The 20971-nt window shown below is 45.1% G+C and carries 21 protein-coding genes; 18 read left to right on the forward strand and 3 right to left on the reverse strand.

Translation table 11 applies throughout. The features are described from left to right. Positions 1-8: 8 nt before the first annotated feature. From AB1F57_RS05250 to AB1F57_RS05305, 12 genes are all read left to right on the forward strand, one after another. Positions 9-314 (forward strand): hypothetical protein, encoded by a 306-nt coding sequence (locus AB1F57_RS05250; protein WP_367986224.1) that lies wholly within the window; start codon positions 9-11, stop codon positions 312-314. Between the two features lie 320 nt (positions 315-634). After that, entirely contained in the window at positions 635-880 is a 246-nt protein-coding gene (locus AB1F57_RS05255) for a hypothetical protein (protein WP_367986225.1), read from the forward strand. A gap of 114 nt (positions 881-994) precedes the next feature. Continuing rightward, positions 995-5185, forward strand: a complete 4191-nt coding sequence (locus AB1F57_RS05260) for a phage tail tape measure protein (protein ID WP_367986226.1) — start codon at positions 995-997, stop codon at positions 5183-5185. After that, positions 5182-5904, forward strand: a complete 723-nt coding sequence (locus tag AB1F57_RS05265; protein WP_367986227.1) for a phage tail protein — start codon at positions 5182-5184, stop codon at positions 5902-5904. The genes AB1F57_RS05260 and AB1F57_RS05265 overlap by 4 nt, the downstream gene beginning before the upstream one ends. Further along, a complete protein-coding gene (locus AB1F57_RS05270) occupies positions 5905-9174 on the forward strand; it encodes a phage tail spike protein (protein WP_367986228.1) in 3270 nt (1089 codons plus the stop codon). Positions 9175-9183: 9 nt separating this feature from the next. Then, entirely contained in the window at positions 9184-9363 is a 180-nt protein-coding gene (locus AB1F57_RS05275) for a hypothetical protein (RefSeq protein WP_367986229.1), read from the forward strand. Continuing rightward, complete coding sequence (locus AB1F57_RS05280) at positions 9360-9899, forward strand: hypothetical protein (RefSeq protein WP_367986230.1); 540 nt, start codon at positions 9360-9362, stop codon at positions 9897-9899. Before AB1F57_RS05275 ends, AB1F57_RS05280 begins: the two co-directional genes overlap by 4 nt. A 19-nt stretch (positions 9900-9918) precedes the next feature. Beyond that, entirely contained in the window at positions 9919-10071 is a 153-nt protein-coding gene (locus tag AB1F57_RS05285) for a hypothetical protein (RefSeq protein WP_367986231.1), read from the forward strand. Positions 10072-10074: 3 nt separating this feature from the next. After that, positions 10075-10353 carry a hypothetical protein gene (locus tag AB1F57_RS05290; RefSeq protein ID WP_367986232.1) on the forward strand — a complete coding sequence of 93 codons (279 nt, stop codon included), beginning with the start codon at positions 10075-10077 and terminating at the stop codon, positions 10351-10353. A gap of 1 nt (position 10354) precedes the next feature. Beyond that, positions 10355-10597 (forward strand): phage holin, encoded by a 243-nt coding sequence (locus AB1F57_RS05295; RefSeq protein WP_367986233.1) that lies wholly within the window; start codon positions 10355-10357, stop codon positions 10595-10597. A gap of 90 nt (positions 10598-10687) precedes the next feature. Further along, a complete protein-coding gene (locus AB1F57_RS05300) occupies positions 10688-11941 on the forward strand; it encodes an N-acetylmuramoyl-L-alanine amidase (protein WP_367986234.1) in 1254 nt (417 codons plus the stop codon). A 9-nt stretch (positions 11942-11950) separates the two neighbouring features. Further along, the gene (locus AB1F57_RS05305; protein ID WP_367986235.1) at positions 11951-13159 is read left to right on the forward strand and encodes a hypothetical protein; all 1209 of its coding nucleotides are present in this window, start codon (positions 11951-11953) and stop codon (positions 13157-13159) included. A 364-nt stretch (positions 13160-13523) separates the two neighbouring features. Here the strand turns inward: AB1F57_RS05305 and AB1F57_RS05310 are convergent, their stop codons facing one another. From AB1F57_RS05310 to AB1F57_RS05320, 3 genes are all read right to left on the reverse strand, one after another. Further along, positions 13524-14708, reverse strand: a complete 1185-nt coding sequence (locus AB1F57_RS05310) for a chloride channel protein (protein ID WP_170242263.1) — start codon at positions 14706-14708, stop codon at positions 13524-13526. Continuing rightward, on the reverse strand, positions 14701-14976 hold the full coding sequence (locus tag AB1F57_RS05315; protein ID WP_105136911.1) for a chorismate mutase: 276 nt from the start codon (positions 14974-14976) through the stop codon (positions 14701-14703). Before AB1F57_RS05315 ends, AB1F57_RS05310 begins: the two co-directional genes overlap by 8 nt. Before the next feature lie 394 nt (positions 14977-15370). Beyond that, a complete protein-coding gene (locus AB1F57_RS05320) occupies positions 15371-15823 on the reverse strand; it encodes a flavodoxin (RefSeq protein WP_105110414.1) in 453 nt (150 codons plus the stop codon). A 95-nt stretch (positions 15824-15918) separates the two neighbouring features. Here AB1F57_RS05320 and AB1F57_RS05325 point away from each other — a divergent pair, with 95 nt between their 5' ends. From AB1F57_RS05325 to rpiA, 6 genes are all read left to right on the forward strand, one after another. Then, positions 15919-16863, forward strand: coding sequence for a bifunctional oligoribonuclease/PAP phosphatase NrnA (locus AB1F57_RS05325; RefSeq protein ID WP_367986237.1), 945 nt, complete (start codon positions 15919-15921; stop codon positions 16861-16863). Then, a complete protein-coding gene (locus AB1F57_RS05330) occupies positions 16850-17878 on the forward strand; it encodes an FAD:protein FMN transferase (RefSeq protein WP_170239102.1) in 1029 nt (342 codons plus the stop codon). Before AB1F57_RS05325 ends, AB1F57_RS05330 begins: the two co-directional genes overlap by 14 nt. A 111-nt stretch (positions 17879-17989) precedes the next feature. Beyond that, a complete protein-coding gene (locus AB1F57_RS05335) occupies positions 17990-18250 on the forward strand; it encodes a type B 50S ribosomal protein L31 (protein WP_105110411.1) in 261 nt (86 codons plus the stop codon). Between the two features lie 194 nt (positions 18251-18444). Further along, positions 18445-19683, forward strand: a complete 1239-nt coding sequence (locus AB1F57_RS05340; RefSeq protein ID WP_367986239.1) for an FtsW/RodA/SpoVE family cell cycle protein — start codon at positions 18445-18447, stop codon at positions 19681-19683. Continuing rightward, complete coding sequence (locus tag AB1F57_RS05345) at positions 19680-20222, forward strand: DJ-1 family glyoxalase III (protein ID WP_105122533.1); 543 nt, start codon at positions 19680-19682, stop codon at positions 20220-20222. Before AB1F57_RS05340 ends, AB1F57_RS05345 begins: the two co-directional genes overlap by 4 nt. 23 nt (positions 20223-20245) lie before the next feature. Continuing rightward, positions 20246-20920: a ribose-5-phosphate isomerase RpiA gene (gene rpiA, locus AB1F57_RS05350; protein WP_367986240.1), complete on the forward strand. Its 675-nt coding sequence runs from the start codon at positions 20246-20248 to the stop codon at positions 20918-20920. The last annotated feature ends 51 nt before the right edge of the window (positions 20921-20971 follow it).

Consider the following 20971-nt stretch of genomic DNA (forward strand, 5'->3'; position numbering starts at 1 on the left):
AGGAAGAAATGTCTATTCTTGAGGTTAAGGTTCGAAACGAAAAAGGGGAGAAGGTTGTCTATGAAAACAGCTATCTGCCTGTGTCTAAGTATCGTGAGTATCTGGAGATGGCGGCACGTCATGAGGATGAGGAACTTGCGCTTTCTGAGGCGGTCAAATTGGATGAGCAATTGAGCTTTATCGCTAGTCTTTTTGAAGGCTTAACGGTTGATGCCATGTATAGCGGTCTGGAAATGGCAGAGCTAAATGACATCATCGGTAGGGTCTTTGTCAAGTTGATTGGCGGTGAAGGTGACCCAAAGGGGAACGGCTGAGCGCCAAGGATAGTCTGAGGAAGTTCGATACCTTTCTAAAAGCTGTGGTTCGGTCTGACTTTGGCATGAGTATACGGGATGTAATGGATACCGACTATGAACATCTGATGGCTATCTTGCAGGCGGATACCGATAGAAGTGAGCCGACTGATGAGAAGGTAATGTCTATTGGTGAGTTTGTCGGGTCACTCTCGCAATAGTTGGTGATAACTAGGTCATAAACATGGTCGAAATGCGCTCAGAATCGCCCTCTCAGCGCCTAATTTTACTTGATTTTATAGGAAAAAGGAGTATAATGTGGGTAAGAGAGGTGAGTGATCATGAACCTAGAAAAGGGAAAAGCATATGAACGTAATGTTAAAATTTTCTATGTTTTGTGCTTTCTTTGGATCCCATACATTGGTTTCTTTATTTATTGGATGATCGTAGATATAGATTACAACTTGCTTACTCAAATGATTTTAACAGCTCTTGTTCTTCCTGCGGTTTTTCAACCTTTTTTCTGGTATCTGATGCTGGGGTGTTTCCTTGCAATTTTTACTAGGATGTACGGGGATAAGCTGTGATGTATGGATGAACCTGAGTGTTAGAAGTCATTTAACTTTGTTAGATAGTTTTCATTTATCCCAACACCTATTTTTAGGTGTTTTTTTATACTCAAAATTTGGAAAGGAGAAGATATGGCTACACCTTTAGGTGCGATGCGGATTGAGCTTGAGCTGGATAGCTCAAAGTTTGCAAGTAATCTGAACGCTAGCAAGAAGGCTGTCAATTATTTCAAAGCGGAAGCAAGGGCTTTGGATGCTGCGATGAAAAGCAGTGGGAATACAATGACCTTGCTGGGTGCTAAACAAAAGACATTGACACAAGCTCTGGATAAGCAGGGCGAGGTATTGGCACGATTAAAAAAGAATTTCAATAGTCTGGATGTCGGGTCTAAGAAATGGGAAAGTGCTGCTATAGAAATCGAGCGTGAGAATGCTAAGCTGGAGCAACTGAGAGCAGAACTTGGTAGGGTAGAAACTGCCTTGGTAAAGGTTCATGCTGAAAACTCTAAGTGGGGGAAATTAGGGGCTTCCTTGACAAATTTTGGGGAAGGAGCTAAAAAAGTCGGCTCCGTCTTGACAACTATGGGCAATGCTATGATGCCTGTCTCTACAGCTTTGTCAGCAGGTTTTACTTTAGCTACTAAGAAAGCTCTTGACTTCGGTGGCGAGATGCAGACGGTCAAGGCTTTGCTTGGCGATACGGTAACAGATGCTAAAGTGCTAGATAATACAACTGCCCAGCTTGGGGACAACTCGAAAAAATGGGCTAAGCAGTTTGGTATTTCAACTTCTGACATCAACCTTGGAATGCAGGAGATTATCAAAGCTGGTTTTGATGCCAACCAAACCATCGGTGCTATGCCTGCGATTTTGACAGCAAGCAAGGCAACTGGTGAAGCGTTTGGTACAGTCATGGGGGCTACGACTTCTATCATGAGTCAGTTTAATCTGATTACGTCAGATACCAACCAGATGCTCAAAAATACCAATAGGGTAACCGATAGCCTGTCCTTTGTTGCTAATAAGACAAAGGCGGGCTTTTCTGATATGGGTCTGGCCATGGAGTATGTCGGACCTGTCGCTAACTCTGTCGGGATGAGCATTGAGGAGACGGCTGCTGCTATCGGTATCTTGTCCAATGCGGGTATTGACGGTCAAAAGGCTGGTACTGCCCTGCGTGGTGCCTTGTCTAAACTCCTAGATCCGTCTAAGGAAAATGCGACCGCCTTTAAACAACTGGGCTTTTCTGCTGAGGAGTTTCGTAGTGGTGCGATTAAGCTTCCTGATGTCATCGACCGCATCCGTAAGAATACGGAAGGGATGACTGATGCCCAAAAGGCGGCCATAATCGCTCAAGCCTTTGGTATCGAAGCTCAGTCAGGTATCAATGCTTTGGTAAGTGCTGGTGCGGATGAGTTGAACAATTTGACGGATGCAACCAAGGGAGCAGCTGGCTACACGGATGAGCTCTACAAGAAAATGTCAGGTTCTGGCAAGTCTGCTGTTGAGCGTTTTCGCTCTTCTTTGGAGGTCTTACAGATAACGGTTGGAGAGAAACTGTTGCCGATATTGACGCCGATTATCGAAAAGATAACGACTTGGGTAGAGAAGTTTGCTGAAGCGGATGAGGGGACTCAGAAGTTTTGGATGACGATAGCTGGTGGTCTTGCGGTTGCTTATCCTGCATTGAATTTTGTGGGCAATCTAGCGACTGGCATCGGGAATGTTTCAAGTGCTTTCGGTTTTTTGTCCACCAAGATGAGCGGAATTTTAGCTAAAAAAGCGGTGGCAAGTACTCTGTCTTCTGTGGCGACTTCTGCAACTGCAACAGGCACTGCCATGGCAGGCGCAGCAGGGAGTGCTGGCTTATTATCTAGCGCCGTTGGTTTGTTAGGAAATCCTGTAACGTGGGGCGTCCTCCTCGGTGGTGCGGCTCTTGTTGGAGTGGCTATGTGGGCTGAGAAAGCGAGAGAAGCAGCACAACGAACCGCAGAATGGGGTACCGCCGTCAGTAAGACGGAAGCCCAAGAACTGTCCAAGCTTAAGTCTAAGGTGGATGAAACCAACAAGGCTATGACTCTGTTTGGTACAGAGGGTGTGCAGGGTGTGGAGAATGTCAAGCAAGCCTTCTCTGAATTGACAGGCGAAATCGCAAAGTTGGTTGATAAAAATCTGGCTAAGGATTTGAAATTGGCTGAGAAATTGGGATTGAGCAACGAAGAAATCCAGTACATGAAAGACCGAGCTGAGGAAACTAAGCAAGTCACTCAAAATATGGCACAAGATGTCGTGGACATCTACAAGCGTGCCAATGAACAGAAGCGTCAATTATCCGCTGAGGAAAAAGAAATTGTCTTGTCTGCTCAAAATGCTCTGATTCAAGAACAGCTGGAGTTGATGAAGTTTTCTAGCAAGGAAAAAGAGGCCCTCACCAAGGCGATGAACGGTCGTATCGAGGAATTGAATGCAACGCAGCTTACTAAGGCTCTCTCCAACACTAAAAAGATGCTGGAAGAGGAAAACAAGGCCTACAAGGAGCAAAAGAAGGCTATTCAAGAGTTGTATAATGACCGAAAAATCTCTGAAGAAACCTATTATCGGGAGATGGAGCAGTTAAATGCTGAGCACAACGCAAAGATGGGTGCTTTTGGCGAACAGTACATGGAAATCCAAAAGCGGTTGTTGGAAGTCAACGGTTCGCTCGCCAAGTCAAGTCCTGAAGCTCAAAAACTAATCCTCAACCAAGTCAAGTCAACGATGGAGGCTCTAGGCCTGTCTTATGAGGAGTTCCAAGCGAAGATGGAGGGAGTTGCTGAGAAGGTATCGGCAACATCGTCTTTGGTGACTGGTTACTGGCAGGGAATGAGTGAGGAAGCACGAACGGCAGTTGACTATTGGAACGGGATCGTGCTAGATCCTGTGACCGGGGAAGTCAAGACCAATGCGCAAGAGGAAATCCAAAAGGCTCTTCAAGCTGAAGGCGGTTGGGAGGCTATGCAACTCTCACTCAAAGAAGGGCGGATGACTACGACGGCAAAAGTCGCTATCGGTGAAGCCTTAGTGGCAACTGGTCAATGGGAGAGTCTGAGTCCACGGGAAAAAGCTCTGGTCGTGGACGGAAAACCAGCTATCAAGGCGATTATAGAGAGTAAGGAAAACTTGGCTATCTGGAACAGTATGCCAGAAGGGGTTAAGAAACTTCTGGGGGAAAATCAGCAATTCCTGTCCAGCGCTGAAACCGCAAAAGCTACCTTGCAAAATTGGAACCTGCTTCAACCTTATCAGAAAGACTTGATCGCAAATGACTTGGCGAGCGGGAACGCAGCAAATGCTCAACAGGCTATCAATGCTTTAACCGGGAAAACGGTCGGCTTGGATGCAAATGATTTGCCTTTGTTGTCAAAAGTTGTAACGTCTAATCAGGCTGTGAATAGCTTACAACAGACCAATGTTCCTGTTATGAATGCAGTTGATGGTACTGGCTCAGCGGTTGCACAGGCGCAAGATGGTGTCAACAGTCCGAAACAAAACAGTCCAATCCCTATGTTTGGTCTGAACAGTACGGGACCTGCCGTCGCTCAAACGAGTGCGAGTGTCAACAGTCCGAAACAGTTTCAGCCTATTGGGATGTTTGCTCAAAACAATACAGCTGGGCCAGTGGCACAGGCAACGCAGGCTGTAAACAGTCCTAGACAACACAGCCCAGCTGCTATCAATGCTGTCAACAATGCTAGCTCGGCAGCAAGACAAGCAACATGGGACTTGAACAGCATTCCAAGGACCATTACCTCAACGATTACTACGTTTGTTCAAAAGATTTTCAAGAATGAAAAAGGGACAGACTTCCACCCTGGTGGTCTTGCGATGGTCAATGACCAGAAGGGCCCACTTTATAAAGAGTTGGTCACTCTTCCAAGTGGTGAGAGTTTTATCCCTGAGGGTCGAGACGTCATCCTTCCTTTGCCTCGCGGGTCTAAGGTGCTGCCTGCACGGCAGACGAGGGACTTGATGGATCGGTATGGTGTACCTAGATATGCTGAAGGGGTGGGATATTCGACAGATTCGCCTATATTTAAGTCTCTGGATCAAGTGGAACAGCGGTATCAAAATGATATCACGGTAAACAATGACAATAGTGTTATCGTGCAAGTTTTAAAAGATATCTTATCGGCATTAAAACAAAAGGATAGCAGCGAGCAACCAATCACTGTCCATGTATCAAAAGAACCTAGAGAAGATTATCAGAAATTGGCTGAGCGAGTGGGGCTGATACTGGCTCAAGAAATTCAACGGAAATCTCAACTGAAAGGAGTGTGGCAATGACGGTTCATAATGAATTAACCATAGACGGTGTGCGAACATCGTCTTTTCCTTTTCAAATCATTATTAAAGAACCTCCGTCTTATGATGTGATGGAAAGTAAAACGCAGTTGTTGGAACATGATGGGATAAACGGGGCTGTGGTGCAATCAAACAAACATCGTCCCATCAGCAAGCAGGAATATACTTTGCAACTAATCAATCCCACAGAGGTGGAAATGAATCGTTTTCTGGCTTTATTTACCCGTGAGGGATTTTGGTTGGAGAGTGAGGCACTGAAGTCAACACGTCGGTGGTGCTACAAGGTTGGAGAATTGCAGGTCAACCAAGAACGACCTGACTTGTATATATGTAGGGCTGTCTTTTATTGCCACCCTACTAAGTTTTTCAAAACTACAGACACCCAGACTTTGACTGGGAACGGGGTTTTGAGGGTACAAGGGTCAGCTCTTGCTTTTCCGAAGATAACAGTGGTCGGTCAGAGCGCTTCTGAGACATCGTTTACGATAGGTGACCAAGTAATTAAACTTGAAAAGCTCTCAGAATCGCTTGTGATGACCAATGATCCTGATAATCCTAGCTTTAAGACGGAAACCGGCAACCTCATCAAGTGGGCTGGTGATTTTATCACAGTTGATCCTGCTAAGAGGCAGAATGTCGGTGTGGTATTGGGACCGGGCATAACGTCATTAAAATTTGAAACAGTTTGGGGGTGGGCATAGTTGCTTTATTTGCTAGATAAAGATGTGAGAACGGTCAAATGGAATGGTATCCCACTACATGAAGCTAGCTCTGCCATTGTCAAAGAAGAAACCAACGGTGATTTCTACATAACTGTTTGCTATCCTATCACTGACTCGAGTATCTATCAGCTTATCAAAGAGGATATGCTGATAAAGGCACCGACTCCTGTCCTTGGTCCACAGCTTTTTAGGATTAAAAAACCTGTAGAAAATGATGACAGTCTGGACATCACCGCCTACCATATTTCTGACGATGTCATGCAACGGTCTATCACTCCTGTAAGTGTAGTTGGTCAAGGCTGTGCTATGGCGCTCTCTCAAATGGTCCAAAATGCCAAGACGGATCTTGGGACTTTTTCATTTACTAGCGATATTATGGACAGTCGGACCTTTAACACGACTGAAACTGAAACGCTCTACACTGTCCTGATGGACGGTAAGCACAGCATCGTTGGAACATGGGAGGGCGAGCTTGTCCGTGATAACTTTGCGCTAACTGTCAAACGTAGCCGTGGGGCTGATCGTGGAGTAGTTGTCACAACACATAAGAACCTCAAGTCTTATCAACGGACCAAAAACTCTCAAAGCGTGGTCACACGAATCCATGCCCGTTCTACTTTTCGAGCAGAAGGCGCTGAAACTGATACGGTCTTGGCTGTAACAGTGGACAGTCCACTTATCGGTAATTATCCATACATCAATGAAAAAGAGTATGAGAATAATAACGCTAAGACAGTGGATGAGCTGAGAAAGTGGGCTGAGGCGAAGTTTAAGCACGAGGGTATTGATAAGATATCCGATGCCATTGAGATTGAGGCTTATGAGCTTGATGGTCAAGTTATCCATCTGGGCGATACAGTCAACATCAAGAGCAGGAAGCACGATGTAGACATCTACAAGAAGGCTATTGCTTATGAATACAATGCTTTGATGGAAGAGTACATCTCTATCACGTTTGATGATAAGCCTGGTGTTGGTGGCTCTGGTGTATCTAGTGGCGTGTCTAATGCTGCTGATGTGATTTTGGGAGTAAATGCAAACACTCAAGAAATTGCAGTGGAACGAGCTATCAGAAATGCCAATCAAGCCTTTGATGCCGAATTTGACAAGCGAGTTAAATCCATCCATGATGGTATCGAGCAGGCTAAGGCGGAGGCGGAGCTTTACGCAGATAACATCAAGCAAAGTATTGATGCTGACATTAACGCAGTCACCCAATCCATGGAAGCCAATCAGGAGGAGCAGAGTCAGAAGGTCGCAGCAGTCTTAGCAAAGGCTGGCGTGGCGGAGAACTTGGCTACGGATGCCAAGCGTATCAGTGACGAGGTCAAGTCTGGCTTGTCTGACAAGGTGTCCCTACAGGACTTTATGGATGCTTATGGCGGCTTGAGTAATGCTTTTACTCAACAATACAACCAGCTAAATGGTCAGCTCAGTACCAAACTCAGCAGGGTGGAGGTAGACGGCTATCTGGATGCTAAGGGTTACATCACCAATAGCGCCTTGCAGAATAGTCTCCGTTCCTATCCTACCATCACTGAGATGCAAAACAAGGTCACAAAGACCGCGACCAGCTTTGAGCGGACCATCAGTAGGGTGGAGAGTCAGATACCAACGGAGGCAGGGGGACGAAATTATATCCTTGGTAGCCGAACCGTCCGGATCAATACAAATAATCCACAGACCTGTCCAATATCAACGGAACAATTAAAAGATGGAAGCAGAGAGTTTATACGAATTAGACGGTCAAACGCCTCGCTTAATCCTAGTCTCATATCGCTATACACCGAAATTAGGGGATTTAGCTCAGAAATACCTACGTCTGGGAAAGGAAAAATCAGCTTTAAAGCAAGGGCAAGCACTCCAGTCAACATGAATGTGATGGGTATTTTGATAAGTAGTACATCAACCAATTTGCCGTGGGATAGAAGCCAAATCTTTATCGGGACGGAATGGAAGACATACTCATTTGATTTTGAGTTTGTAAAAGGGATGACTATTTTACGAGCCAATCCGCTTCAAATTTTGCCTCCTGTGCCAAATCTGGCTGAGTTTTACTTAGACTTGTGCGAGTGGCAGTTGGAAGCTGGCAGCATGACTAGCTCATGGTCTCCAGCTCCTGAAGACCTAACCACCACCGTCGCCTTTAACAATGTCAAATCCACGGTCGATGGCCACACTCGTACTATCGGTGCTGTTGGTACTGCAGGCAGTATTTTGGACAACGTTAGCAAAGTTACTCAGACTGCAGCGGGTTTGGTGCAGGAGGTGTCTGGTGATAATGGGCTTAAGACGCAAGTCAGCACGTTAGCTGGGTCATATGCGATTAAAAGTCTGACTAAGGCCGGCGATGTGTTGGGTCAGATAAACCTAAACAAAGATGGCTCTGTCAAGATTGATGGTAAGTTAGTGCAGATAACTGGTACGACTTATATACAGGATGGTGTCATATCATCCGCCAAAATCGGTAGCTTAGATGCTGGGAAGATAACTACCGGTACGCTGGATGCTGCACGGATTAAAGCGAATAGTATCGATGGTAGTAAGATGGTCTTTGACCAAGCCTTTGTCAATAAAATGACTGCAAACGAAGCCTATTTGCAACAGATATTTGCTAAGAACGCTTTTATCACGCAGGTGCAGGCTGTGACCTTGTCGGCTAGTAAAATATCAGGAGGGATTCTGTCCGCGACGAATGGTGCGATGCGGATGGACCTGAATAATGCTAACATCTCATTTAACAAAAATGCTGCAATTAATTTTAATTCGGCTAATAATGCACTAGTGCGCAGACGCGGAACACATACAGCATTTTTGCATTTCAATGACGTGGCATCTTCCGCTGACGCAAATGCTGGCGGTGTGTATGCAGGGCTAGGCGTGACTTCGTCTGGCGATGGTATTAACTCGCAATCATCTGGTCGCTTCTCGGGCATCCGAATTTTTCGGAGTGCTATCGGGTATAATCATAATCCTACACTCGACCGCGTTGAGATTTATGGAGACACGATATATTTTAAAGATGCTTTTGACGAAAGCAGGGGATATGTGTTTAAGACAGTTAAAACGGTAAACCAAACAATCGACATGAATCTGTACATTAATGCGATCAAAGCTATTGCACACTGCTTAAACCATTTGAGGGCGAATAACTGGGATTGGAAAATGCCAAACTTACAATCAGCTGTATCTGGCCTGATGGACAGCTATATTAACAAAACTAATTTCTTTAACAAATTACAAGTTTAGGAGGAAAATATGCACGAAAATATCCAATCAAAACTAGCCATACAGATTGCTCAATTGTCCTTGGACAAAGCAACAGTGGAAGCGCAACTGGAAGAAAGCCAGCAGACCATTGCTAGTCTGCAGGCGCAGATTGCTGACTTAACCAAGCAACTGGACGAGGTTACGAAACCAGAGGAGGTATCTGAATGAGAGCCTGGAAAGTGATAGGGAAGTATCCGTTTTTACAGGACGGAGAAATCACACATACAGAAATCGCTATAGCATCAACAACAGGAAGCTACGCAACCTATACCGAAAAAGTAGTCGGCAATCACATGGACAAGACCGAAAATGAATTGGTCGAATTGGCCCGTGAAGCTCACTTTAAGTCTGAGTATGCTGACCGTGCTATGGCTGAGAGTGTGCAGAAGATTGAAGAGATGGAAGCTGTTGTTAAATCAGCTAAGCGTTTTATGGCCGAATCCGCTGAGAAATTTGAGGCCATGCAGTCTGTCCAGGAAGACCTAATTGAGCGTCTAAGCAAGGCTGAGGAAGAGCGGAACAGCCGATTCCAAGCGGTTGAGGATAAATTTAGGATTCTGAATGGTTCTGTAATGGAAATGCTGGCAGAGTTCTATGCTAGCTTTGAAGAAGGCGAGGTCCCAGAAGATGAAAGTATTGAAAACGTTGATACAGTCGACGGTAGCGACAATTCTACCGATAACACAGATACAGAAACGGAGTAATAAAATGATGGTAATGTTAATGGCAATGAATATTGTAGATGAGCACTTTGATTTCGCATTCAAGGATGTTCCACGCATCTTTAAAAAGAAAGTGAAGGCGCAGTTGGAATTGATGGGACACCCTGAACTTGCAGATGAGAATGTGGTGAACTATATTCCGAAAGGAGAATAGTGAATGCACATTAAACCAGAGCATGTATATGCCTTGGTCGGATTTGTGTCCACAGTCGTCGGATTGTGGACCAATTTTTCGACCAAAATCACAAAGCAGGAAAACCGCATCACAATCCTGGAAAAGGACATCGAAAATCTCAAGGAATTTAAAGAGAGTGCTAATCGCCGACTTGATAATCATGACGAGCAGAACAAAGCTATCTTGGTCCTTGCGGAGCAGGTCAAAAGCCTGGGCGACGATGTGCGGGAACTGAAACGTGTAATTATGAAGGAGAATTGATATGCATAAAATAAATTGGGGCGTTCGATTACGAAACGCGACATTTTGGTGGACCTTGGTGCCATTGATTGTACTATTGGCACAGCAATTAGGTTTTAGCTGGGTTCCGAAAGATTGGGAGACCACTTTTGGCACAATCATGTCCATTTTGACTGTGGTCGGTGTCATCAATGACCCAACGACAAACGGGATTGCTGATAGCGAGCAGGCTCTAGGCTACTACGAGCCGAAGGTGGATCGATGAAAGTAGTCAAGGCAATATTTGTAGTAGTGGCGCTAGTTGTTTTAGCGCCCATTGCCTTTGTGATTTATCCGTTTTTGGAGGAGGAAGAAGATGACAACAGTAAATGATGTAGTAAGCTATTCCCTTTCTTTAGTCGGCCGTAAGGTCACTGTGCCAACTAATCCCTACGGTGGACAGTGTGTGGCCTTGATTGACCATATCATGCAACATTTGACGGGTGGCCAACTGAATATGGCCTATACAAACGCCAAGGATTGCCTGGTCAGGGCTAAGAAGCTGGGATTGCCTGTGGTTTATAATGATACGAGCAAGCCTGATTTAATCCCGCAGGCTGGTGATTTCTTTGTCATGCAGTTTGGGGCCAATGACCCTTTTGGTCATATCGGTGTGTGTATCTCTGCCAATGTGAATGGTATGTCGACTGTTGAGCAGAATATCGACGGCTATTCTGACCACAATCGAAACGGTATCAATGACCAGTTGGAGATTGGTGGTGGCGGTATTACTCGTAAACATCAACGAGACTATAGCAATGTTATTGGTTGGTTCAGACTTCCTTACGATAATAAACCAAAACCAACGACTTCAACAGGCGCAATAAATCATAACGGAGAAATATATTCATCTCTTACAACACACTTCAATCCAAATGTGATGTATTCTAACCTATCAAAAGGTGTAACCGGGTATAGTCGCATGAAGATTGACCGTATCGTCATTCATCATAACGCAACTACCAATAAAAACGTGGCTATGCAGACATGGTACGAATCGTCAGGCAACTGGACTAGTGCTCATTACGAAATTGCAGACAACGAAATTTGGGGTTGCGTCGGGGAGCAATATTCTGCTTTCCACTCAGGCGACGCTACGATGAATCGTCGGTCTATCGGTATTGAGCACTTAAATGCCACAGGAGCACCACACTGGACGATTTCGGAAACGACCTATAAATCATCAGCTAAGCTGATTGCGGATATCTGTAAGCGATATAACATACCTATCGATGCAAAACATATTATCCCACATAAGCAAGTCTCAGCTACAGAATGTCCCGGTGGTATTGATATGAATAAGTTAATCCGAATGGCTCAGGAAGTTTCAAAAGGTGTAGCAGTCACAAAAGCTGCAACAATACAAAAACCATCTGGGTCTTTTCGTGTGAAAGTTTCGGTTACTGATTTGAACATCCGTAAGTCTCCTAGTTTAAAAGCCGGTAAAGCTGGTGTAGCTAAAACTGGAGTATACACTATTACGGAAACTAAATCTGCTGACGGCTACGAATGGGGTAAACTCAAAAGTGGTGCTGGTTGGATCGCTCTCAAATATACGAGCAGATTATAAGGAGGTAGTATGTCTGATAAGACTAGATTAACATGGGTTAACGGATCCGTTATTAAGCAAGGTGATACATCATCGATCTTTAAGTTAAAATTAAAGACGGATGATAATGCCGTATTGAATGGTCCGGCTAAAATCCAACTGGTCCAAGGTCAAGCCAAGATTGAGTATGATGCTGAGGTCGTTGATAACCAGGTCACATTTAATTTGCCAAATACACTGCCAGTCGGCAGTTACATCGTTGAGGTTGAACATGCCGGATATGTCTTTCCATCGACTAACTCGGTCGTTTTGACGGTCAATGAAAATCTAGGGGATGTCATCACAGATGAGATTGCCGAGCTGTTGACTGTCGATGACTATATCAAACAGAAATTAGCGGATTTTCAAACTGGCCAGATTGATTTGGATGAACTAGCGAGTAAGTTAACTATCCCGCAATATGATGACGGGCCTTTAACTACTCAAATTAGCGATATTTTGGCGGAAATTAGCGTCTTAAAACAGTCTCAGGAACAATCAGTCCAGTACGATGATAGCGAGCTTAGAAGTCAAATTAGCGCCCTTTCCGAACGCTTAGAAAATATCCAGCTGACACCAGGTCCTCAAGGATTGCCTGACAATGATGGCCAAGACGGCAAATCTGCTTATCAGATTGCTGTTGATAATGGTTTTGTCGGCGGTGAGCAGGAGTGGTTGGATAGTTTAAAAGTACCATCAGAAAGTCAAGCTGTTGTCAAAGTATTAAGACATGCGCCGACCGGATATGCTATCAGCGAACCGCTATCTGACGATGCGGGCGAGTATTATCAAGTATATTTCGACAACGGCTGTATTTTAGAGCTGCGAAAATCACTTAAAATCCCTGTCCAAGAGACTGGTGGTGTGCTTGGAATTGGTCAGGCTGCTGCGCTCGAAGCGTCAACCACGACATTGGCTGCCGCACCGCTAACTTATGCTATCATTCGAACAGCATGTAGGTCTGTCCAGCTCAATACATGGAAGACATCAAACGGGGTAGCACAATGGTATCGTGATGGATATATTGTGCTTAATCCAGTCAATGATGTAGCAATCTATGATTGGTCTAATGCAAAATATAACCCTGCAGATACACTCACAGTATCTCTTGATAACCAGCAGTACTTAATCCGCACCTTTTACGCTCTAGGGATTTGGGGCGATGCGACCGTGGAATCTTTTGGCGCAGTACGATTATAATTTTAGCCCAGCGATTTGCTGGGCTTTTTTGTGTTATAACGGACTTTATTTTTTTAGACTATTATTTATAATAGTAGTTAAGTATTTTTACAAACTTTTTTGAAATTACTAGATAAGGAATAATCAAGGGGCAAAAAAGGGGCAAACTTTTTCTATTTTTGAATATTTTTGATTTTTTATATAAAAATAAAACGTCTAAAAGCATTGATTTGACAAGGTTTGCAGCAACTTGGTTAGATTAGTCGGCTCCTTGCGTTATTTCTGCGAGGGAGATAGATACGACTTGAGAAACGTTGTAACATCAGCGTTTCTTTTTGAATTTTTGAGAAAGAAAAAAGCCTACTAATCAGACTTTTTTATCTATTCAATGAATTTGTTGCCCGTAGATGGTTTGTTTACGGTTGAGGAAATAAGCGACTCCGAGCACAGGTAGGGCATATGGAAGAATAGCAGAACCGAACACCTCGTAGCTAATCAAAATAGGAGCAAGGAGTGTATTGGTCGCAGTGCCAAATACAGCACAATAACCTAGTGCAGCAACCAATTCTGGTGGGAGACCAAGCCACTGTGCCAAAACAAGTCCTGCACTTGCACCGATGGCAAAGAGTGGGGTGACTTCACCGCCTTGGAAACCTGCAATTAAGCACAAGCAGGTAAAGACCAACTTGAGTAGCCAGTCATAAGCAAAAATTGTATTTCCAGATAGACTAGCCTCAATTAAATTAGTCCCCAAACCAGAATAGCGACCGAGGTGTGCTAAATAGAGAAAGAGCGAGAGCAACAAACCCAGTGCAAGCATTCTCCAGTAAGGATTGGGAAGAATAGTAGATATTTCTGCTTTGGCATGTGTGAGGATCCAAGCGAAGCAGTTACCGATCAGTCCGAGACAGATGGCCACTAACATCCACTTGAATAGATCTTCAAATTGGAAGGGAGAAGCTGACAGGGAATGGCTGAATTTTTCCAAGCCTAGCCAATGCGAGGTAGAAGAGGCGATGATAGCAGCAAGGAGACAGTAAGGCAGGGCAACCCAAGAAATGCTCCCGACCACCAAGACCTCAACAGCAAATAAACTAGCTGCCAAAGGCGTTTGAAAGAGCCCAGCAAAGCCAGCAGCCATCCCAATTTGTGTCATAGTGTCTTTAGGAAGTGCGCTTTTCCAGTGCTTACCCAGCCAGTGCGACATGCTGGCACCCAATTGAACAGCGACCCCCTCGCGTCCTACTGATGCGCCAACCAGATGTCCCAGCCAAGTGGTTGTGGTAATCAGTGGGATTAGAATAGGGGAAATAGTGGTGTCTTGTCCTTGTCCTGCCTGAAACACCAAATTCATCCCAGATTCGACGGATTTCCCCCATTTTTGATAGACAAAGATGATGAGAAGTCCAGCAAGACTGAGCAAGGGAATGAGGTAGGAGAAGTAATCGGTACGGATAGTGCCTATAGCCAACAAGACTCTGCCAAAAATTGTTTCAATCACTCCTGCGGCGAGACCAATGATGAGGGAAAAGAGACTGAGCTGTCCAGTGCGTGAAATCTTGTTATTCATAGTCAGCCAATTTTTCCGCCTGGTAGGCCCTGGACTGGGCCATAATGTCGCTGAAGGTGGCGACAATGGCAGAGCGGTAAGCTGGATTTTCCACTAGGCTACCGACTCTATCTAGAACAGCTTGTTCGCGGCTGGCATCCAGGACTGGCTTTCCAGTCGCACGTTTGTAGGCTGTGACCTGATCGACCAATTCCATGCGTTGTTCCAGTAAGCTGACAAGTTGGCAGTCCAAGTTGTTAATGTCTTTTCGAATGTCTTCTAATAGCATCCCATTCTCCTTTAAGAAAACCAGTAACAGGTGTTACTGGTTGAGTTTGTAGATAAAGTCTCTTTTCGGACTTTCCTGGGGTGATGTCGGACGGTAGTAAACTTTCTTGTTTCTGGGTTTACTCCTCAAACAGTCCCCCAGACTGTTTGAGCTACCTACGGAATTCCATACCTAGTCATTGAGCCTAAGGTCTCAATGAATCCGAACGCTAGAAACGACAACGTTTCTAGCGTTTTCATCACAGCAGAAAGTCCCGACTTAAGGCTCACTCCGCTCGCGAAATAAACTTAATTTTTATTTTTCTTAGCAGAGCTACTCAGTTTATTTATCCAGAGTTTAGTTTGTCTACGTTCTGAACCAGTAACACCTGTTACTGGTTATTTTGTTCTGCATCTTAATCTAATTTTGCGGCTAAATCGCTGGCAAATTTTTCCAAGTTAACGATGTCTTCGTCTTCAGCAGCCAGGTCTACCTTGACATTTTCAGCACCTTTGACCGCACCACGTGACCCCAACATAGTGTCGAAATCATCTACCGCACTACAGAAATCATCATAGAAGGTATCGCCAGAACCACAGACACCGTAAACCTTACCAGTCAAGTCCAGGTCAGCTAGGTCAGCGTAGAAATCAATGATTTCATCTGGCAATTCACCGTCGCCACCATAAGAATAAGTATAGGTCGCAACGACAATCAAGTCAGCATCTAGGATTTCTTCCGTCTCAATTGTGGTACATTCATGAACCTGTACCTCCAAACCTAATTCCTCTAGTTTGCTAGCTACGATATCCGCAATTTCTTCTGTGTTACCAGTCATACTAGCGTAAACAATTTTTGCTAGTGCCATAATTTCCTCCAAGTTACATAGTAATCCCATTATACCACACTCCCTTATTTTTCAAAAGGGGGAGATTGTGCTAAAATATTGGGAAAGGAGTTGCTATGACTATTACTACAGATATTTTAGAAACCATTAAGAAGTACGACACTATTATCATTCACCGTCACCAGCGGCCAGACCCAGATGCCATTGGTAGTCAGGTGGGTTTGAAGAAATTATTGCAGGCCAATTTTCCTGAAAAAAACGTCAAGGCGACAGGTGTGAATGAACCAACCCTGGCTTGGCTGGCTAGCATGGACTCAGTCGCAGATGAGGAGTATCACGGAGCCTTGGTCATTGTGACAGACACGGCCAATACGCCGCGAGTGGATGACAATCGCTATACCACTGGGGATTTTCTCATCAAAATCGACCACCATCCAAACGAAGAGCCTTACGGTGACCTGCTCTGGGTCAACACAGCTGCCAGCTCTTGTAGCGAAATGATTACGGAGTTTGCTCTGGCCAACAATCTCAAACTAGACGGGGAAATCGCCCGCCTGCTTTACGCAGGAATCGTCGGAGATACGGGTCGTTTCCTTTACCCTGCGACGACTGCTCGCACCTTTGAAATTGCGGCCCGCCTGCGTCAGGAGGACTTTGATTTTACCAGGATGAGCCGCCAAATGGACACCATTGACTACAAGATTGCCAAGCTGACAGGCTATGTCTACGACAATTTAGAGGTGGATGAACATGGTGCTGCTCGGGTGACCTTGACCCGCGCTACTCTTGAAAAATACGGCGTGACAGATGCGGAAACCTCCTTTATCGTTGGCGCTCCAGGTCGTATCGGTGATGTCCAGTCCTGGGGGATTTTTGTGGAACAAGCCGATGGTAACTACCGTGTCCGTCTCCGCAGCAAGTATATTCCTATTTCGGCTATTGCCCAGCGACATGACGGCGGGGGGCATCCATTAGCCAGCGGTGCTAATTCCTATTCCCTAGCCGAAAATGAAGCCATTTATCAAGAAATCCAGCAGGTTGTCCGAGATGCAAGCAAGTAGCAGAAGCGTCCGTCTCATGGGGACGGTCATTGAAACCAAGATTTGGCATGAGAATCCTGAGCCAATTTTAGACCAGGTGGAAAACCTCCTTATTCTGTACAAGGACCGTTTTTCAGCCAATGACCTGACTTCGGAACTCATGGAAGTCAATCTCAATGCAGGTGTACAGGCGGTTCCTGTTGCAGAGGATTTGTACGAACTGATCAAGCTGGGCAAGGAACACAGCCTGGCTGACAAGAGTTTTCTCAATATCACCATTGGTCCGCTGGTCCAGACCTGGCGGATTGGTTTTTCCGATGCCAAGCTGCCTAGTCAGGAAGAAATTGATGAAAAGCTGGCTATCATTGACCCAGCTGATATTGAATTGGACGATGAGGACATGCTGGTCTATCTGGAAAAAGAGGGCATGGCCATTGACCTGGGAGCCTTAGCCAAGGGCTATGTGGCAGACCGCATCGTCGAATTTTTGGAGCGAATGGGTGTGACTGCTGGCTTGATTAACCTGGGTGGCAATGTAAAGACATTTGGACAGGCACCTCATAATCCTGATGGTAACTGGCTAATCGGTATTCAGGATCCTAGAAAAGAACGAGGGAAGAACATCTTGGTTCTGCAAATCATTCAAGAATCGGTGGTCACCTCTGGCATTTACGAAAGGAGCCTAACGGTTGAAGGCAAGACCTATCACCATATCCTCAGTCCGCAGACAGGCTATCCCATTGCCTCTGAACTGGCCAGTATTTCCATTGTCTCCAAGTGGTCGGTCGAGGGCGAGATTTGGACCACACGTCTCTTTGGTCAGTCCATTACGGAGATTTACAGGACGGTTTGCCAGACGGAGGGTATTGAGGCTGTGCTGATTGGCCTGGATGGCAAGGTTTTTGTGACGCCGGGATTGGTGGACAGGGTTGTGGCTGGGAAACAGCATTTGTCAGACGGTTTGGCCAGCCCTTCAAGAGGCGGTTTTGGGGTGCGTGTGACCTCGGATGTGGCCTCCGGAGCCTCTGCTTTGTAAAATGTTGAGAAAATAGGGGAAAAGACTTGCAAGTCTGCCTAACTTTTGGTAAACTTAAATGGTTATAATCTATGGCTCGGAAAGAGTCCATGGCAGAAAGGAATTTTTATAATGAAAAAAGATATCCATCCAGAATATCGCACTGTTGTCTTCATGGACACAACTACTGGTTACAAGTTCCTTAGCGGTTCTACTAAGAACTCTAATGAAACTGTTGAGTTTGAAGGTGAAACTTACCCATTGATCCGTGTGGAAATTTCATCAGATTCACACCCATTCTATACTGGACGTCAAAAATTCACTCAAGCAGACGGCCGCGTGGACAAGTTCAACAAAAAATACGGTCTCAAAGACGCAAACGCTGCGAACTAAGAGAAACATTGATTTTAAGCCTTTTCCGAGTTTCGGAGAGGGCTTTTTTGTGCGCGTGATTGCCATTTTGATTGCTCTAGACTATAGTTAGCCAGCCGCATCTTCGATTTTTGATAGGAATCTTGGGTTTGATAAAATACGGTGCGTTATTTTCTGCTATAATAGTAGAAGATTAGATTTAGAAAGCAGGAGACATGAGTACTCGAAAGATTGATTTAGATAATCGGATTGATTACGGTCTGATATTACCTGTATTTTTACTATTGTTGATAGGTATCTTATCCCTCTATATCGCCGTTAGCATTGATTTTCCGGAAAAACTGGTGCGGATAGTCGGCCAGCAGCTGCTGTGGATCGCCTTAGGTATCGGTTTGGCCTTCCTAGTTATGTTCTTTTCCAATAAGTTTTTATGGAAAATGGCTCCGCTTCTTTACATGCTGGGACTGGGATTGATGATTTTGCCTCTCTATTATTTTAGTCCAGAGTTGGTTGCCTCTACAGGGGCTAAAAACTGGGTAACGGTCAGTGATATGACACTGTTTCAACCGTCGGAATTCATGAAGATTTCCTACATTGTCATGTCAGCCAGATTGATTGTCAGCTTTCAACAGCGGAATCCAGTGCGGCAGTTAAAGGAAGATTTTCGTCTGATTACCTTTCTGACCCTCTTGACCTTGCCAGTCCTGGGCTTGCTTTATCTACAGCGAGATTTGGGGACTTCCTTGGTTTTCGTGGCCATATACGGTGGCATGTTGCTCCTGTCGGGAATTTCCTGGAAAATTTTATTACCAGCCGTCTTGACAGCTGTCGTCTTGGTCGGAGTTTTTCTGCTGATATTCATCAGTCCTGGTGGGCGGTCTTTTCTTCATAATATGGGGATGGACACCTATCAAATCAACCGAATTTTGGGCTGGCTAGATCCCTTTGAAAATGCCCTATCAACGACCTATCAGCAAGCCCAAAGCTTGATTGCGATTGGCAGTGGCGGTCTGACGGGTATCGGCATCAATAAAACCAATCTGCTGATTCCTGTTCGCGAAAGTGACATGATTTTCACGGTTATTGCAGAAGATTTTGGTTTTATCGGAGCCTCGGTGGTCATTGCGCTCTATCTGCTCTTAATCTATCGCATGCTGAAAATAACTGTCGAGTCCAACAATCGTTTTTACACCTATATTTCGACAGGTTTCATTGTCATGTTGCTCTTTCACGTCTTTGAAAATATCGGTGCAGCAACAGGTATCTTGCCACTGACCGGGATTCCCTTGCCTTTCATATCTCAGGGTGGGTCTTCTATGGTTTCCAACTTGATTGGCATTGGCCTGATATTGTCCATGAGTTACCAATTTACCCTGTTTGACGAGGCTCAGACTCGCCAAGCATCATCCTATAAGAAAATCACGATAAAGCGTGTAGAAAGAAGGGAAAAATGAAAAAAGTAGCGGTTTTATTTGCAGAAGGTTTTGAAGAAATCGAAGCCCTGACACCGGTTGATGTCCTTCGTCGGGCCAATATGGATTGCCAGATGGTTGGCTTGACCAGCCAGACGGTGACAGGTTCTCATGGGATTCCTGTTCAGACTGATTCTGTCTTTGATGGCGATTTGTCAGCCTATGATTTGATTGTCCTGCCAGGCGGTATGCCAGGGGCGACCAATCTACGTGACCATTCTGGTTTGATTGAGGAATTGAAAACTCAAGCTGCGGCTGGTAAATTTGTGGCAGCAATCTGTGCGGCACCCATTGTTTTAGAGAGAGCGGAGCTTCTCAAGGACCGTCATTTTACCTGCTATCCAGGCATGGAAGAGCAGATTGCCTCAGGGATTCACCAGACGGATGAGGTGGTTGTCGATGGCAATATCGTGACCAGTCGAGGTGCCGGAACCAGTCTGCCATTTGCCTATAAACTTGTTGAGTTGCTGGGTGGTGACGGTCAAGCACTTGCGCAGACCATGGTTTACCAACAGGGCTAGTTAAGAAAGCAAAGGAGTAAACTATGTCAAATTTGAAAGAACAAGTTGGGATTAAGGCAGCTGAATTTGTCACGGACGGGATGATTGTGGGCCTGGGAACAGGATCGACTGCCTATTATTTCGTCCAGGAAATCGGTCGCCGGGTCCAGGAAGAAGGTCTGGACATCATCGGTGTGACGACTTCGCATGCCACAGCGAAACACGCTACTTCACTGGGGATTCCTCTGAAGAATATTGATGAGGTGGATTATGTTGACTTGACGGTGGACGGAGCAGATGAAGTAGACGGAGCTTTTAACGGCATCAAGGGTGGCGGTGCAGCCCTGCTCATGGAAAAGGTCGTTGCCAGCTATTCCAAGGACTCTATCTGGATTGTGGATGAAAGCAAGCTAGTGGAAACACTCGGAGCCTTCAAACTGCCGGTTGAAGTGGTTCAATACGGTTCTGAAAATCTTTTCCGACTGTTTGAGAAGAAGGGCTATCGACCAAGTTTCCGTATGAAGGACGGCCAGAAATTGGTGACCGATATGCAGAATTTCATCATTGACCTGGATTTGCAACGAATTTTGGATACGCTTGCTTTGGCCAATGAACTGGACCACACAGTTGGAGTAGTAGAGCACGGTCTCTTCATCAACTTGATTTCAAGAGTCATCGTAGGAACAGCAGAAGGTCCCAAAATCCTTACTAAAGAATAGTTGAAAACGCTTCTCATTTTTTAGAAAATGAGAGCTTTTTTATGTTATAAT

It is taken from the genome of Streptococcus nasisuis (assembly GCF_040836615.1).
GTDB lineage: Bacteria > Bacillota > Bacilli > Lactobacillales > Streptococcaceae > Streptococcus > Streptococcus suis_V.

Coding starts and splice junctions, on each gene's coding strand:
- AB1F57_RS05295 (WP_367986233.1), top strand. CDS start 10,355: ATGCATAAAATAAATTGGGGCGTTCGATTACGAAACGCGACATTTTGG.
- AB1F57_RS05335 (WP_105110411.1), top strand. CDS start 17,990: ATGAAAAAAGATATCCATCCAGAATATCGCACTGTTGTCTTCATGGAC.
- AB1F57_RS05315 (WP_105136911.1), bottom strand. CDS start 14,976: ATGCTATTAGAAGACATTCGAAAAGACATTAACAACTTGGACTGCCAA.
- AB1F57_RS05290 (WP_367986232.1), top strand. CDS start 10,075: ATGCACATTAAACCAGAGCATGTATATGCCTTGGTCGGATTTGTGTCC.
- AB1F57_RS05285 (WP_367986231.1), top strand. CDS start 9,919: ATGGCAATGAATATTGTAGATGAGCACTTTGATTTCGCATTCAAGGAT.
- AB1F57_RS05255 (WP_367986225.1), top strand. CDS start 635: ATGAACCTAGAAAAGGGAAAAGCATATGAACGTAATGTTAAAATTTTC.
- rpiA (WP_367986240.1), top strand. CDS start 20,246: ATGTCAAATTTGAAAGAACAAGTTGGGATTAAGGCAGCTGAATTTGTC.
- AB1F57_RS05300 (WP_367986234.1), top strand. CDS start 10,688: ATGACAACAGTAAATGATGTAGTAAGCTATTCCCTTTCTTTAGTCGGC.
- AB1F57_RS05260 (WP_367986226.1), top strand. CDS start 995: ATGGCTACACCTTTAGGTGCGATGCGGATTGAGCTTGAGCTGGATAGC.
- AB1F57_RS05250 (WP_367986224.1), top strand. CDS start 9: ATGTCTATTCTTGAGGTTAAGGTTCGAAACGAAAAAGGGGAGAAGGTT.
- AB1F57_RS05280 (WP_367986230.1), top strand. CDS start 9,360: ATGAGAGCCTGGAAAGTGATAGGGAAGTATCCGTTTTTACAGGACGGA.
- AB1F57_RS05330 (WP_170239102.1), top strand. CDS start 16,850: ATGCAAGCAAGTAGCAGAAGCGTCCGTCTCATGGGGACGGTCATTGAA.
- AB1F57_RS05340 (WP_367986239.1), top strand. CDS start 18,445: ATGAGTACTCGAAAGATTGATTTAGATAATCGGATTGATTACGGTCTG.
- AB1F57_RS05305 (WP_367986235.1), top strand. CDS start 11,951: ATGTCTGATAAGACTAGATTAACATGGGTTAACGGATCCGTTATTAAG.
- AB1F57_RS05325 (WP_367986237.1), top strand. CDS start 15,919: ATGACTATTACTACAGATATTTTAGAAACCATTAAGAAGTACGACACT.
- AB1F57_RS05320 (WP_105110414.1), bottom strand. CDS start 15,823: ATGGCACTAGCAAAAATTGTTTACGCTAGTATGACTGGTAACACAGAA.
- AB1F57_RS05345 (WP_105122533.1), top strand. CDS start 19,680: ATGAAAAAAGTAGCGGTTTTATTTGCAGAAGGTTTTGAAGAAATCGAA.
- AB1F57_RS05265 (WP_367986227.1), top strand. CDS start 5,182: ATGACGGTTCATAATGAATTAACCATAGACGGTGTGCGAACATCGTCT.
- AB1F57_RS05310 (WP_170242263.1), bottom strand. CDS start 14,708: ATGAATAACAAGATTTCACGCACTGGACAGCTCAGTCTCTTTTCCCTC.
- AB1F57_RS05275 (WP_367986229.1), top strand. CDS start 9,184: ATGCACGAAAATATCCAATCAAAACTAGCCATACAGATTGCTCAATTG.